Source organism: Bacillus sp. T-10(2022) (assembly GCF_056502895.1).
In genome coordinates this window covers 2,616,277-2,629,619 of sequence record NZ_CP113518.1, presented here as the reverse complement: position 1 = coordinate 2,629,619, position 13,343 = coordinate 2,616,277, and the positions used below count along the sequence as shown (strand labels likewise).

Here is a 13,343-nt window from a genome sequence, read left to right as displayed (position 1 = left end):
TCAAAACATGGTTAGCCGGATTCATGCAGAATTATTAAAAGAAAGTAAAGTCCTTCTAAAGCAGTACAAATGAATCAGATTCATTTACCTATCGTTGTTACATAAATAACAGGAGGTGACTTTATGAAAACACCTATGAAATCGATCATCGCAGCCTCAGTATTAGGTATAAGCGTAATCGCAGGATTCTCTTTTGCTTCCGCAGATAACGAGCAAAATGAATTGAAATCAGATAAAGTGACCTTCTTTGGGTCTCCAACTTCTGAGATTTCCAGTTCAGTTGCTGTACCTCAAAGTTATAACCGGATATTGTATAGCGGAACAGTAGCTCCTCTTTTAAACAAGGATGGAAAAACCACTTATGAGAGATATGGCAATACAGAAAAGCAGGCAATCGGGATTTTAGAGAAATTAGGAGCAGATCTGAAAACAAAAGGACTCTCCCTCTCTGATGTAACATTTCTGCGTGTGTATGTCGCGCCAGATCCGAACAAAGGAGATGCACCAGACTATCAAGGTTGGTTCGATGCCTATGCTCTGTTCTTTAATACAAAAGAAAATCCAGTGAAAACAGCTCGTTCAACTGTAGGCGTTGAAAGCTTGGTTTCGCAGGACTTTCTCATTGAGATTGAAGCAGAAGTAGCCTATAAAAATAACAGCAACTCAAATAAATAGACTATAGATGTGTATGGTCATGATTCAAAATACCGGTGTTCCAGGCACACCGGAAAACCTGTGAATACCAAAAGAGACAGGAAATTATTCCTGTCTCTCGTTTGTTTTAATCAATCATGAAAATTCGTTCCATCCGTCACTTCTTTGACAATGCCAGCATTGATGACAAAGTCGCCGAAATGCTCTCCTTGCTGACGTTCTTTTGCATAACGGGAAAGAAGTACACCCAGCTCTTTTAATATCTCTTCTTCACCGATGTTTTCACGGTACATTTTACTTAATCGGCTTCCATCGAATGCAGCACCGAGATACATATTATATTTGCCAGGTGCCTTACCGATAAAACCAATTTCCCCGAGTGCATGCCGGGCACATCCATTCGGACAACCGGTCATGCGAATCGTGATTTCTTCGTTCCTCAGGCCGTTTTCATCAACGATGGTCTCGATTTTATCAAGCAGAACCGGCAAATAACGCTCTGCTTCGGCCATTGCCAACCCGCATGTTGGAAGCGCCACACATGCAATCGAGCTGCGTCGGAGCGCAGAATGATGCGCACCATCCGTCAAACCGTATGTTTCAAGCAATTCTATGATCTTTTTCTTTTTCTGACTTGACACATCTGCAATGATAAGGTTTTGATTGGCCGTCAACCGGAAATCACCCGTATGGATCTTTGCGATTTCGCGCAAACCGGTCATCAGCTTGTAATCATTGATATCGGCAATTCGGCCACCCTCGACAAACAGTGTAAAATGCCATTTTCCTTGCATGCCTTTTACCCATCCATAGCGGTCACCATTATTATCAAAATGATATGTTCTCGCTTCCTCCAGCTTCCAGCCTAAACGATTTTCCAGTTCAGCCTTTACCGCGTGGAGCCCAAGCCGGTCTACCGTATACTTGAACCGAGCATTTTTCCTTACGGATCGGTTCCCGTAATCTCGCTGAATCGTAATGATTTTTTCAGCCACATCCAGTATTTTGTCTGGCTGGCAAAAGCCGATTACCTTTGCTAGTTGGGGATATGTCGCCTTGTCACCGTGGGTCATTCCCATTCCGCCGCCGATCGCCACATTAAAACCAACGAGTTTACCATTTTCAACAATTGCTATGAAGCCAAGATCCTGGGAGTAAACATCAATGTCATTGGATGGAGGTACGGCTATGCCTATTTTAAACTTCCTTGGCAAATAAAGCTTTCCGTACATTGGTTCGACTTCCTCCACTTCAGGAGTACCAACCACTTTTTCTTCATCCAGCCAGATTTCATGATACGCCCTTGTACGCGGCAATAGATAATCACTCAATTTTTTCGACCATTCATATACTTCGGAATGGATTTCGGATTGAAATGGAATCGAATTGCACATTACGTTCCGGTTTACATCTCCGCATGCAGCGATTGTATCCAGCATGGAAGCATGGATTTCCTGAATGGTTTTTTTCATATTCCATTTTAAAATACCATGCATTTGAAACGTCTGTCTTGTTGTCAATTTCAAAGTTCCGTTACCGTATTTATGAGCGAGGTCATCCATAACAAGCCATTGAGAAGGCTGTGCTACCCCGCCGGCCATGCGGACACGCAACATAAACTGATAGGCAGGCTCCAGTTTTTGTTTTTGACGCTCATTACGTAGATCCCGGTCATCCTGCAAATAGCTGCCGTGATGTTTCATTAATCGGTTGTCATCATCCGGAATACCGGCGCTGATCCGATCCTGCATCACTTTTCCAAGTGTACCTCGCAAATAATCGCTTTTTTCTTTAATTTGCTCAACATCACTTGGCGGGCCTACTGGTGCATTTAATAGTGTTTTCACCATGTTGTTATCTCCTTTTCATCCAAATTTCAGTACACATCACGTTGATAGCGTTTATTCTGTTGCATTTCTTCAAGATAAGCCTGCGCATCAGCATGGCTCATATTGCCTTCCTTTTCAATGATCTCAATAAGCGTATTATGGACATCATGTGCCATGTTTTTCTCGTCACCGCAAATGTATAAAGCTGCCCCTTCTTGAAGCCATTCGTATAATTCCCCGCTGTGCTCGCGCATCCGGTTTTGAACATACACTTTTTCATCAGTATCTCGTGAAAAGGCAACATCCATTTTCGTAAGTACACCTGTTTTCAACCACTTTTGCCATTCAGTCTGATAAAGGAAATCCGTCACGAAATGCTGATCGCCGTAAAAGAGCCACGTTTTCCCTTTCGCTTCAGCTTCTTCGCGATCCTGGATAAAGGATCTGAACGGAGCAATGCCCGTTCCCGGTCCAACCATGATAATTGGAGTGTCCGGGTTATTCGGCTGCTTGAAGTTCTGGTTATGCTGAATGTAAACGGGCAGCGTGTCCCCTGGCTGTAATCTGTCCGCACATAAAATGGAGCAGACACCGTTTCTTTCCCGTCCGTGACTTTCATACCGGACAGCTCCGATTGTCAAATGCACTTCATCCGGATATGCGGATAAGCTATTCGCAATCGAATATAGACGGGCTGGCATTTTCCGGAGTATTGATACGAACTCTTGCGCCGATTCACCCCATGAGCCAAAATCACGGACAAAATCAAGCAAATCACGGCCTTCACGATATTCTTTTAATCTTTCTTCATTACCAGGCTTTAAAAGCTCCTTTAAATCCTCGTTACCTGAAAGCTGTGCCGCTTGTTCAATGAGCGATTTTGTCAATACCGTTATTTCAAAGTCAGAGATGAGCGATTCCCTAAGCTGACGAAGTTCTCCCTGCTTATTGACCTTCACGGTTTCTTCAGGGTCCCAATTGAGTTCCGTAAGAAGCATATCCACTAAATCCGAATCATTTTTCGGATAAACACCAAGGCTGTCACCAGGTTCGAATGTAAGACCTGAGCCCTCAAGAGATAACTCAAGATGATGTGTCTCTTTATTGGAGCCACGGCCGTTCAAATTTATATTTTCCAACACTTCCGCTTTAAACGGATTTGTTCTCGAATACGTTTGTTCACTAACTGAGGCTTTCGCTGCGGGAACTGCAGCAATTGAACTGACTTCCCCTTCACTTAAACTGGAAAGTACTCCTTCCAGCCATTCGCTAGCAGGCTCATCATAATCAAGGTCACAGTCCATTCTCGGAAATAACCGTGTTCCTCCAAGTTCCTCCAAGCGTTTATCGAATTGTTTTCCCGTTTCACAGAAAAACTCATATGAGCTGTCCCCAAGCGCCAATACCGAAAAGCGGAGACCTTCAAGGCTTGGTGCCCTCCTGCCATGAAGGTACTCATGGAAGGACAATGTATTATCCGGCGGATCACCTTCTCCATGCGTGCTAACGGCAATCAGAAGATTTTCGATTTTTTTCAAATTGTTGACTTTAAAGTCACTCATGGATGAAATGGTAACCTGAAAGCCATTACCCTCAAGCTTACTCGCCGCATTTTCTGCCAGCCCTTGAGCATTGCCCGTCTGTGAACCATACAGGATGGTCACCTCTTTTGATATTGTCTTCCCGCCGCTTTGAGCTTCCATTACCGGGGCGTCGGCTGAACTTGTGTTCGAAACTGACAAAGTTGCAGTCAGATAACCGCTCAACCAAATTTTTTGTGTTTCAGTCAAGCTTGGCAGCAGGCTGTTAAGGAGCTCTGCCTGCTCTTGATTAAAGGGACTGTTACTTACCTGAAGTTGCACGATTTCCACCTCACAAAGGATATTAACTTATCTTAGTTGATTATTATGTATAACGAGTGGGTTTAAATATTTTATTTCGATCCATAAATTAATTAACTCGTTTACTCCTATAGACCAAGTCGGTTTTAACTGCAAAAAAAATGATAAATACAGTTTTATAGGTTCATAGCACGCAACAAATAAAAAGAACAATAGCTTTCCCCAGCCTATACTCTTCCTAAAATAAGTTTCTCATTAAAACTTTACTGGAAGGCACATCATTAGTAAAATATATATAATTTATTATAACTATTAAGAATATTAATAATAAGGAGAAATTTCTATGTACTATGATGCTCTAAAAACATTTGTGACCCTTGTGGAAGTCAAAAATTTTACAAAAACAGCAGAAATTCTTCTTATGTCGCAACCAAGTGTTAGTTTACATATCAAAAAATTAGAAGAAGAGTTCCAAACCAAATTATTTCTCCGTTCTCCTAAATTTTTGAAAGTCACCTTAACGGGAGAAATTCTTTACGACCGGGCCAAGCAAATGATCACAATCTATGAACAGACCAGACAAGACATACAGGAACACGATAGGTCCATCAAAGGCGAATTAAAGATAGGTGCAAGTTTTACAATAGGAGAGTATATCCTTCCTTCTTTACTCATCGACCTTCAAGAGGATTATCCTGAACTTGAACTTCAAGTCGTAATTGGAAACACGGAAGAAATCGTTCAAGCCGTTCGGCTATACAAAGTGGATATTGGTTTAATCGAAGGTCAAACTAACGAAAAAGAGCTTTCTGTTCACCCATTCATGCAAGATGAACTATTCATTGTGTCATCTAACAATCATGAACTCGCTAATAAAGACGAAGTGGAGATTACTGATTTACATGACCAAGCATGGGTAACGAGGGAAGTTGGATCTGGTACACGTGAATACCTTAACCATGTCATTCGTTCCAATGGATTGAAAATCAAATCGATACTCACGATAAGCAGTAATCAAGGAATTAAAGAAACACTTATAAAAAACGGCTTAGGGCTGGCTCTGCTTTCCCGAAGTGTAATTGAAAGGGATGTACAAAATAAAATCCTTTCTATTATTCAGGTAAAAAATGAATCCTTTAACAGGACACTTTCGTACGTATATTCCCCAATTATGGAAGATAAAAAGAATGTCAAGACTTTTATAACTGAATTAAACAAAAAATGGCCCATGAAAGCAAAGCCGATAGGATGATCATTGCGAAGAATGCTGTTTTATAAATGAAGTTACAGACTGGGAAATCAGGGAGCAGGCTGTTTATCAGGTTGCTTATGTACACAAAACTAGGAAAAGTTGCATTAAGTAAATTTCGACAATAAAGCCAAGGTTTTCCATTAAGGAAATATACTATCCCAACTTGTCTTTCTTATACACATTAACTTATAAACAATTGGGTATACGAATAAATAGAGGATTGTATAGATAAAAAATAATATGGGAGCGGGTTTTATGAATATTGAGATTAAAGAAGCAGCGATTGAACAACTATTAAAAATGAATTATAAAGAGAATGAAGGTGTTCGTATCGAAGCCATTTATGTTGGGAGCTGTTCGATTTATGTTGAACATGAATTGAAAATTGATAATAAGAACGAAGATGATGAGAGATTCATAATTGATGGGGTCCCCATCTTAATATCAAGTGAGTCTAAAAAGCATCTTCCGGATAAAGTCTTCCTTGATTACAGTGACGGACTTGGATACAAATTATATTCAGAAGATGAAACATTGAGATACAATCTCCAGTTGAATAGAGTGAATTAAAAAAATGAACATAATAAAAAGCCCAGGTGTTTCAGTTGGGCTTTTTGTGTTTATACTCAGGGAATTTATCATCGGCATTTACCTAGAGGGATTTTTATTTTCTCATAGGATAGCACTGCACTAATAGCCCCATTACCAGGAATGAATGCATTTAACTATTGTTTTTATCCAATCTATTTTTTATTACTGAATCGTTTCGAAGTTGTTGCAAATAATAATGAATGAAAATTCAAAGAATTATAGTGATTATGCTTCCAACCTCCTGGACTCGAAGTACCGCTCCAACTTCCTTTTTACCCGCTGAAGTGCATTATCGATCGTCTTTTTTGGAACATTCAATTCCTTTGATATTTCAAAATAAGTTTTTCCTTCCAGGTACAAGTCCACAACACTAGTTTCCAACTCACTAAGGACTTCCGTTAAAATTAGCTCAATATCGCAAATTTCTTCTGATTTAATTAAGATCGTGACTGGGTCATTTTGTCTCTGTTCAGGGATTAGATCAATTAGGCACTGTTCCGACTCCCCTTGATAGATAGGCTTATACAATGAAACATAATTATTTAAGGGAGAATGCTTTTGGCAAATAGCCGCTTTAACAGCCGTTATGATTTGTCTTGTAATACACAGTTCCGCAAATGATCTGAAAGATGACTTTTTGCAATTCTTGTAGTCCCGAATGGCCTTATATAGACCAATCATCCCTTCCTGATAGACGTCTTCCTTATCTCCACCCGTTAAAAAATACTTCAAAGCATTTGATTGAACGACACATCTGTACTTTTTAATTAAAAAGTCCAGTGCATCTTCATCACCATTATGGATTTTCCCAACCAAAATTACATCTTCGATATGAGCATAGTTTTCCATTCGTTTCTTCTCGATGATTACACTCATTTATTTTCCCCCACTCACTAAGTTGAGTCCCGACATAAAAGTTGCATTATCACTTCAATGTATTAAAGTACATTCAATATTATAATATCTCAGAAATGACGATAATGATATTCGCAAATAACGACATTTTTCAACAAAATTCTGATATTTATAAGTCCTGCACTATATCTATACACTTTCAGTCAGCTTAATTGATTTGGTAAAGATCTCGTCATTATAGTCGTTTTGTTTAACTCCTTATCATTGACGGATATAGTTGTGCCGATGGTTGCGGCAATTACGGTGGGGTTCAGGATATGGAAGCTTAATAATAGCATAATTATAAATAATACTACTAAAGAACTATTCTGCAATAATGGTTTAACATAGCCTATTCAAAGGGAAAGACTGGAATTCATTCCACCTTTTACTTTTACATTTACTTCAATAGCTTTAATTTTAAAAAAGGAAAATGCCATTTAAAACATCCTCTCTAATTAGCAGGTTTCATTTAAACCCTTCTTGATAAAATAAGAAAGCACCCTTCAAAGGATGCTTTAACATATTATTTAACTCGGTTATAAAATTGAAACTGGGATTTAATTATTCGCTAATGGCCCCGTTAGTTAAGGTCATTACTTAAGCATGCATAAGTTATTAAAGTGGTGGACTCTCCACACCTAGATGAATCCAATCTTCTTTTGGCGGTCCATATACCCCATAAGGTTTTATTCCTGCTTGACGCATCAGAACCGTAACTTGTCCGCGATGATGAACAATATGCTTGATTAGCCCCATAAGGATGGAAGCATTTGTTTCCTGTCTACCAAACGCTTCTTGTATTTGCTCTAGGGATGCGTCCGTCCATTGTTGTTCAATTATTTTGGCTGCGTGAGAACTTACATTTTTAAAAGTGATAGCAATTTCCTGGGCTGAAGAAGGGACGTTTTCCGAACTTTCTATCCGGTCTATCTTTAACCCGAAATGATCTAGATAATCTGGAATATTCGTAGTGAAATGCCACGCAATTCTTCCTAAAGTGCGACCCTCGGGATACACTTGTTGTTCTAATGAATCATCTGTCAAACTATCCAAAACATTCTGAGTCAGTATGGCTTCTTTATTCCATTCTTTAATAAAATCCGAAATTGTACTATACATATAATACCTCCCCTATTCCGTTAGATAATTACTTTCTCAAAGCACATTATAAAACATACGTTCCCTCATTACAAATTCCTTATTAATCATTTTATTTTGAGATTAAACTTTCAGTCTTTTTGAACGTCCATTGGCTTTATATTTAAATGGATAACCAGGTTTAAATCGAATACTGGACGGTAAGTTTGTGACTGCAATTTTATGGACGTGGTACAAATTTTCCTACTACTAGCTATACACAACAAGAATCACTACTTAAGAAAAAGTGGGTAATTATGTTATTAATATATTATAAATTCAGTGTTGGTTAGGAGATAAAGCCATGCAAAATAAGCTTAGTATAGGTCGTGCAGTAACGAGATTCGACAGCAGCGGTGAAATGGTATGGCATCCACATGAGTGCATCACACTGTCCGAAGCATTGAAAGCTTATACAGCCGGATCCGCTTATGGTGCTTTTAGAGATGAGGAATTGGGTACATTAGAAGTAGGAAAACTTGCTGATATCATAGTATTAGAACGAAATCTCTTTGAAGTACCAACAGAAGAAATTCCTAATACAAAGGTACAGCTAACGATCGTTGATGGAAAAGTTGTTTTTGATCATACGACGACTTTAATCGAAAAGTAATATTATCATTAAAAGAGGATTCTACAACTGTAGAATCCTCTTTTGTCCATGGACAATTGTCTATTCCGCTACCATTGCGTTAGACATATGTTTTTCGCTTAATAACCATGCCTACTTTATTGAAAAATGTGGGATTAGGCCACCTGCATGATAAGTACTTCAATTAAATAGAGAAGTATTGGCATATAAAGATGAAGCACCACCAGAGTGAACAAATAAGATGTTATCATCCGGCTTAAATATGCCTTTTTGGATCAAATCAATCAGTCCCGCTGCCGCTTTACCCGTATATACCGGATCCAGCAATATCCCTTCTGTTCTTGCCATGAGCTTGACTGCTTCCACCATTTCAGGTGTAGGCAAAGCATAACCCGGCCCGACATATTCATCAAAACACGTAACAGCTTCACGAGGAATAGAAGCTGGAATGCCGATATGGGTTAAGGTTTCTTTAACAAGCTGAAAAACTTTCGCTTCTTGTTCCGCTTTTCCTCTGCTTACGTTTATTCCAATTACTGATACTCCACTTTGATTTCCATGAAATCCTGCCACCAAGCCAGCATGCATTCCCCCACTGCCGCTTACACAAATAACTGCTTTCAAATCAATCCCTTGCTCAAAGGACTGTGCCAAGATCTCCTGAGCGCATGCAACATATCCGGTTGCACCAATGACATTGGATCCCCCAACCGGAATGATGTAAGGTCGGTGTCCTTTCTCTGTTACCTCTTTAGCCACTTTCTGCATTTCTTGCATTAAGTCCGATCCATTAGGTACAACTATAATTTGGTCAGCCCCCAATAAATGATAGAGAAAATAGTTACCGTTAAAATCCGGCTCTGAATTTTTCGAAAGTCCCTCTTCCAAAACTAGGATGCAATTCATTTTCTCTTTAACCGCAGCAGCCAGTGTCAAGCGGCAATGATTTGACTGAATGCCTCCACATGTAATCAACGTATCCGCGCCTTTTTCCAATGCATCGGCAACAAGGAATTCCAGTTTTCTTGTTTTATTTCCCCCAGCCGTCAAACCAAGCATATCATCACGTTTAACGTAAATGGATGGTCCACCAAGAACATCAGAAAAATGATCTAACCTCTCAATTGGTGTATATGTCGGTGTATATCGCTTTCTAGGAAATTGTGCTAAATTCATTTTAAAACTCCTCCTGTATCCTCTATGTATATTAAAGAAAAGAAAATATCAATCTGATGTATTCTTTTCTTTAGTATAATCTTCGATTTCAATCATAGCATCTTTATGTAATCGAGCAACATGAATCTCACTTCTTAATTATCTGTAAAAAAAATCCCCATATCAAAACCTATGATAATATAACCTACTGTGAGCTTCCACTTACTCTATGACACCCTTGTATTTCCAAAAGTATCAGGCAGTTTCCCCAGTTTCAGTATGGATGGGGGCTTCCCTGAATACACTATCAATATATTACAGAAAAAATAGAACATTATTCTACTAAGTCCTTAAGGGAAGCTTTATTTTTTGTTATAAAAAATGCGATCATTGAAGGTATATTTTTGCCCCTGAGACCGTTTAACGGGGAAATTAGAACAGGAAAATTTGCTTCAGGTGAAACCTGGCATAGGGATGGTCATATCCAATATGGATATTGAACTTTTACAGCAGGAATTGGAAATCACGAAAATGCTCGAAAACTATTCGATCCAATAAGCTTGTGAAGGAATTACGGAGGAGGAATTAAAAAAACTGGAATGGGCAACGGATAAACTGCAACTGGCAATTAATAGTAATGACCGAATAGCGGCAAGCCGTGCAAACATTGAATTTCACCGCTTATTATATTCCTACTCGAGAAATACCTTTCTCCAAAAAACTACGGATTCATTATGGTTTTCTTTTTGAATTTCCTTTTTATCGGCCCGTAATGAGGATGTTACTATGGTTGATATATCTTGGTATGAGGAACGAAACAACGAGCACTTACAAGGCCATGGTTGAAGTCCCCTTTCCGCCCATTGCCTTGTATGCTTTTTACGGTTTCACTTTTAGTAAGTTAATCAGCAGATTAGGTGGGAAAATGGCTAGGTTTTAGATTGAATGACCGCTGGAGTTCATTATTCCAAATTATGTAATTTCCAAGTGCTCAGACAATTGCATCCAGAACATCTTTTGATGAAATTGGTACATGTTTACTCATCAAAACGTTCTAGCAATTCAATAATAACTTTATAGGTCGATGTTGTATCCATATAGGCATATCGGCCTTTTCCGTTAAAAAAGTCACCTGTTTGTATGACCGGATAGCCCATTTCTTCCAGCATCTTCATTTTAGCCTCCATGTCTTTAACGACAAAAGAGATATGGTGAACACCCTCACCATATGTTTCAAGATGATCTTTCCACGTACTGGGTGATTCACCCGGCTCGATTAATTCAATTTGAATTAACGGCGTATCGATGAACATATATTTTGACTTTCCTTCAGTGGGCTTCCCTTTGTAAATCACGTTTGTAATATCGGTTGAACCAGAATGGATGATGGGAGGTTTTTCAATCCCCAACAACTTACAATATGCTTCTGCAGCCGCATCAAGGTCTTTTACAACTAACGCAATCTGTTCCACTTTGTTAGTCCCTAATAGCGGCTGAACGCTAGCATCTTCTGGTCTTTCCCATGCCGTTTCTCTCGGCTCTGCACTTTCAAGCATTTCAATTAACGTTTTGTGATCATCTAGTGTATCCACATATACATATCGGCCGTCACTTGAAGTGAATTCTCCCGTTTGCAAAGCTGGGTATCCACTTTTCTCCATGATTGGCAGCCTCTTTTGGATAGAGTCTACATCAAAAGCAATATGGTGAATCCCTTCACCTACTTCATCCAGGAACTCACGCATCGTTCCTGGATTTTTATCGGGTTCTATTAATTCAAATTGGACGGTTGGTGTATTCAGAAAAGCCAGTTTGGATTGTGATTCCGTTGGTACACCTCTAAAAGTGACTTTCGAAATAGAACTGTCACCAGTTAGAAACGGTTCTGCCTTCTTAATGCCCAGCAGTCTTGTAAAAGCTAGATTAGCAGCTTCAATATCTTTTACAACAAATGCGAGTTGATTAATATTCCTATTGCCCAATAGTGATTCAGCCATACTTATAAACCTTCTTCCCGTAGTTTATTTTGTTATGAACTCAACCCAGTCCGCGAACTGACAATCCTCCATCACTGGAGATGACTTCGCCGGTAATTGCACGCGCTGCGTCCGATGCTAACAGGACATAAGCAGCTACATGATCGTCGGGCATCTGTGCAAGCTGAAGAGGGTTTCTTTTTTTAATGCTATTGGCCTTCGTTTCATTATCCACGATTTTAACGAATGGACGTAGGGGAGGAATGACCGATAATGCTGTCAGAGTGCCACCAGGCGCTACAGCATTCACCCTTATGTCAGGAGCAAGTTCAAAGGCAAGTTGGCGCATCAGCCCTATTTGGGCATGCTTGCTTGCTGTGTACCAAACCCCGCCGCCATCCGGATAGAAACTAGCACCTGATACGGTGAAAATAATATTGCCATTCGATTTTTGCAGTTCTTTAAGAGCGGCTTTAGCACCGAAAAAAGATCCTTTAACGTTAATATCGATCAGAAAATCAAATGCTTCTGAAAGTGCATCGGGAGTTACGTCGGCAAATTTTGCAAATCCATCAAAGACTCCTGCATTGGCAACGAAAACATCCAGCTTTCCAAATTGCTTGACAGTGGCCTGAACAGCCCTCTCATTGTCTTCATATTTGCTTACATCGCCTTGGTTAATGAGGATTTCTTCACCAAATTCCTCTTTCATTTTATTTAGCGTTTCTATCGAGCGGCCGATGATGCTGACTTTTGCCCCTTCTTGTATAAAACGTCTTGTGACAGCCTCTCCGATACCTGAATTGCCTCCAGTAATCAACACTACTTTATCCTTTAACGCCATTGCCATTGTAACCAGCCTCCTTGTTATCTCTTTTTATTCAGGTCAATATTATACGAAGATAGCAAGATTTCTGGTATTTATCGTTGATTGATCAACAATGAATATCCGTTTGGATAGTTTCCATTTACCTTCTTCGAAAATGAATTCATCATTTCGTTCCCCCGAAATCAAATCATGCTGAATATCAGTGCTGCGGCTTCGATAGATAAGCAGGTAGCTCTTTACGACTGCCTTTTCACCTTCAACATAGTCTTTAACGCGTACATTAGAGACAAAACGCCGTGTTCTTGATGGTGGTATTTCCGCCCAAGCATAATCCGTTTTCAAACGATCCACGCGCAGTTTCAGCAGCTCAATATCATCATTAAATGTAAACATTTCCGTTGAATAATCCGGGCGTTCCACCCCTTCTTTATTAACACGTACTGGCATTTGATAGCGTAAGCTCGAGTGCATTAAATCGAACCAATCATCAAATTCAATATCATCGAGTAATTGAGCTTCATCATACAGCCACTGTTCAAATTCACATTTGAGCAACATTTTCTCCACATTCATTTCCGTTCCCCCTCCCG

At 39.6% G+C, this 13,343-nt stretch carries 13 protein-coding genes; 5 read left to right on the top strand and 8 right to left on the bottom strand.

The genetic code is table 11. The features are described from left to right. Nucleotides 1–123 precede the first annotated feature (123 nt). Nucleotides 124–675 carry a Rid family hydrolase gene (locus OSJ91_RS12820; RefSeq protein WP_485891738.1) on the top strand — a complete coding sequence of 184 codons (552 nt, stop codon included), beginning with the start codon at nucleotides 124–126 and terminating at the stop codon, nucleotides 673–675. A gap of 110 nt (nucleotides 676–785) precedes the next feature. Here the strand turns inward: OSJ91_RS12820 and cysI are convergent, their stop codons facing one another. Both cysI and OSJ91_RS12810 read right to left on the bottom strand, forming a co-directional pair. Next, nucleotides 786–2,504, bottom strand: a complete 1,719-nt coding sequence (gene cysI / locus OSJ91_RS12815; protein ID WP_485891737.1) for an assimilatory sulfite reductase (NADPH) hemoprotein subunit — start codon at nucleotides 2,502–2,504, stop codon at nucleotides 786–788. 26 nt (nucleotides 2,505–2,530) lie between these two features. After that, nucleotides 2,531–4,345 (bottom strand): assimilatory sulfite reductase (NADPH) flavoprotein subunit, encoded by a 1,815-nt coding sequence (locus OSJ91_RS12810; RefSeq protein ID WP_485891736.1) that lies wholly within the window; start codon nucleotides 4,343–4,345, stop codon nucleotides 2,531–2,533. Between the two features lie 322 nt (nucleotides 4,346–4,667). On the opposite strand from OSJ91_RS12810, the gene OSJ91_RS12805 reads away from it, so the two are divergent. Beyond that, complete coding sequence (locus OSJ91_RS12805; protein WP_350302508.1) at nucleotides 4,668–5,576, top strand: LysR family transcriptional regulator; 909 nt, start codon at nucleotides 4,668–4,670, stop codon at nucleotides 5,574–5,576. 255 nt (nucleotides 5,577–5,831) lie between these two features. After that, nucleotides 5,832–6,146 carry an iron-sulfur cluster biosynthesis family protein gene (locus OSJ91_RS12800; protein ID WP_350302507.1) on the top strand — a complete coding sequence of 105 codons (315 nt, stop codon included), beginning with the start codon at nucleotides 5,832–5,834 and terminating at the stop codon, nucleotides 6,144–6,146. A 246-nt stretch (nucleotides 6,147–6,392) separates the two neighbouring features. On the opposite strand, the gene sigH is transcribed toward OSJ91_RS12800, so the two are convergent. Together sigH and OSJ91_RS12790 are read right to left on the bottom strand one after the other, a co-directional pair. Then, a complete protein-coding gene (gene sigH, locus OSJ91_RS12795) occupies nucleotides 6,393–7,043 on the bottom strand; it encodes an RNA polymerase sporulation sigma factor SigH (RefSeq protein ID WP_350302506.1) in 651 nt (216 codons plus the stop codon). A 636-nt stretch (nucleotides 7,044–7,679) separates the two neighbouring features. Then, nucleotides 7,680–8,183 carry a DinB family protein gene (locus OSJ91_RS12790; protein ID WP_413017389.1) on the bottom strand — a complete coding sequence of 168 codons (504 nt, stop codon included), beginning with the start codon at nucleotides 8,181–8,183 and terminating at the stop codon, nucleotides 7,680–7,682. Nucleotides 8,184–8,505: 322 nt separating this feature from the next. Between OSJ91_RS12790 and OSJ91_RS12785 the strand changes: the two genes are divergently transcribed. Continuing rightward, nucleotides 8,506–8,814, top strand: coding sequence for an amidohydrolase family protein (locus OSJ91_RS12785; protein WP_350302504.1), 309 nt, complete (start codon nucleotides 8,506–8,508; stop codon nucleotides 8,812–8,814). 159 nt (nucleotides 8,815–8,973) lie between these two features. Here the strand turns inward: OSJ91_RS12785 and cuyA are convergent, their stop codons facing one another. Then, nucleotides 8,974–9,969 carry a D-cysteate sulfo-lyase gene (gene cuyA / locus OSJ91_RS12780; protein WP_350302503.1) on the bottom strand — a complete coding sequence of 332 codons (996 nt, stop codon included), beginning with the start codon at nucleotides 9,967–9,969 and terminating at the stop codon, nucleotides 8,974–8,976. A gap of 549 nt (nucleotides 9,970–10,518) precedes the next feature. Between cuyA and OSJ91_RS12775 the strand changes: the two genes are divergently transcribed. Beyond that, the gene (locus tag OSJ91_RS12775) at nucleotides 10,519–10,698 is read left to right on the top strand and encodes an FCD domain-containing protein (RefSeq protein ID WP_485891888.1); all 180 of its coding nucleotides are present in this window, start codon (nucleotides 10,519–10,521) and stop codon (nucleotides 10,696–10,698) included. 287 nt (nucleotides 10,699–10,985) lie between these two features. Here OSJ91_RS12775 and OSJ91_RS12770 read toward each other — a convergent pair whose 3' ends face one another. Genes OSJ91_RS12770 through OSJ91_RS12760 form a run of 3 tightly spaced genes read right to left on the bottom strand, consistent with a single transcriptional unit; the run spans nucleotide 10,986 to nucleotide 13,326 of the window. Continuing rightward, a complete protein-coding gene (locus tag OSJ91_RS12770; protein WP_350302501.1) occupies nucleotides 10,986–11,945 on the bottom strand; it encodes a VOC family protein in 960 nt (319 codons plus the stop codon). Nucleotides 11,946–11,985: 40 nt separating this feature from the next. Further along, entirely contained in the window at nucleotides 11,986–12,774 is a 789-nt protein-coding gene (locus tag OSJ91_RS12765) for an SDR family NAD(P)-dependent oxidoreductase (protein WP_350302500.1), read from the bottom strand. Nucleotides 12,775–12,816: 42 nt separating this feature from the next. Further along, nucleotides 12,817–13,326 carry an aromatic-ring-hydroxylating dioxygenase subunit beta gene (locus OSJ91_RS12760; RefSeq protein ID WP_076371322.1) on the bottom strand — a complete coding sequence of 170 codons (510 nt, stop codon included), beginning with the start codon at nucleotides 13,324–13,326 and terminating at the stop codon, nucleotides 12,817–12,819. Between the last annotated feature and the right edge of the window lie 17 nt (nucleotides 13,327–13,343).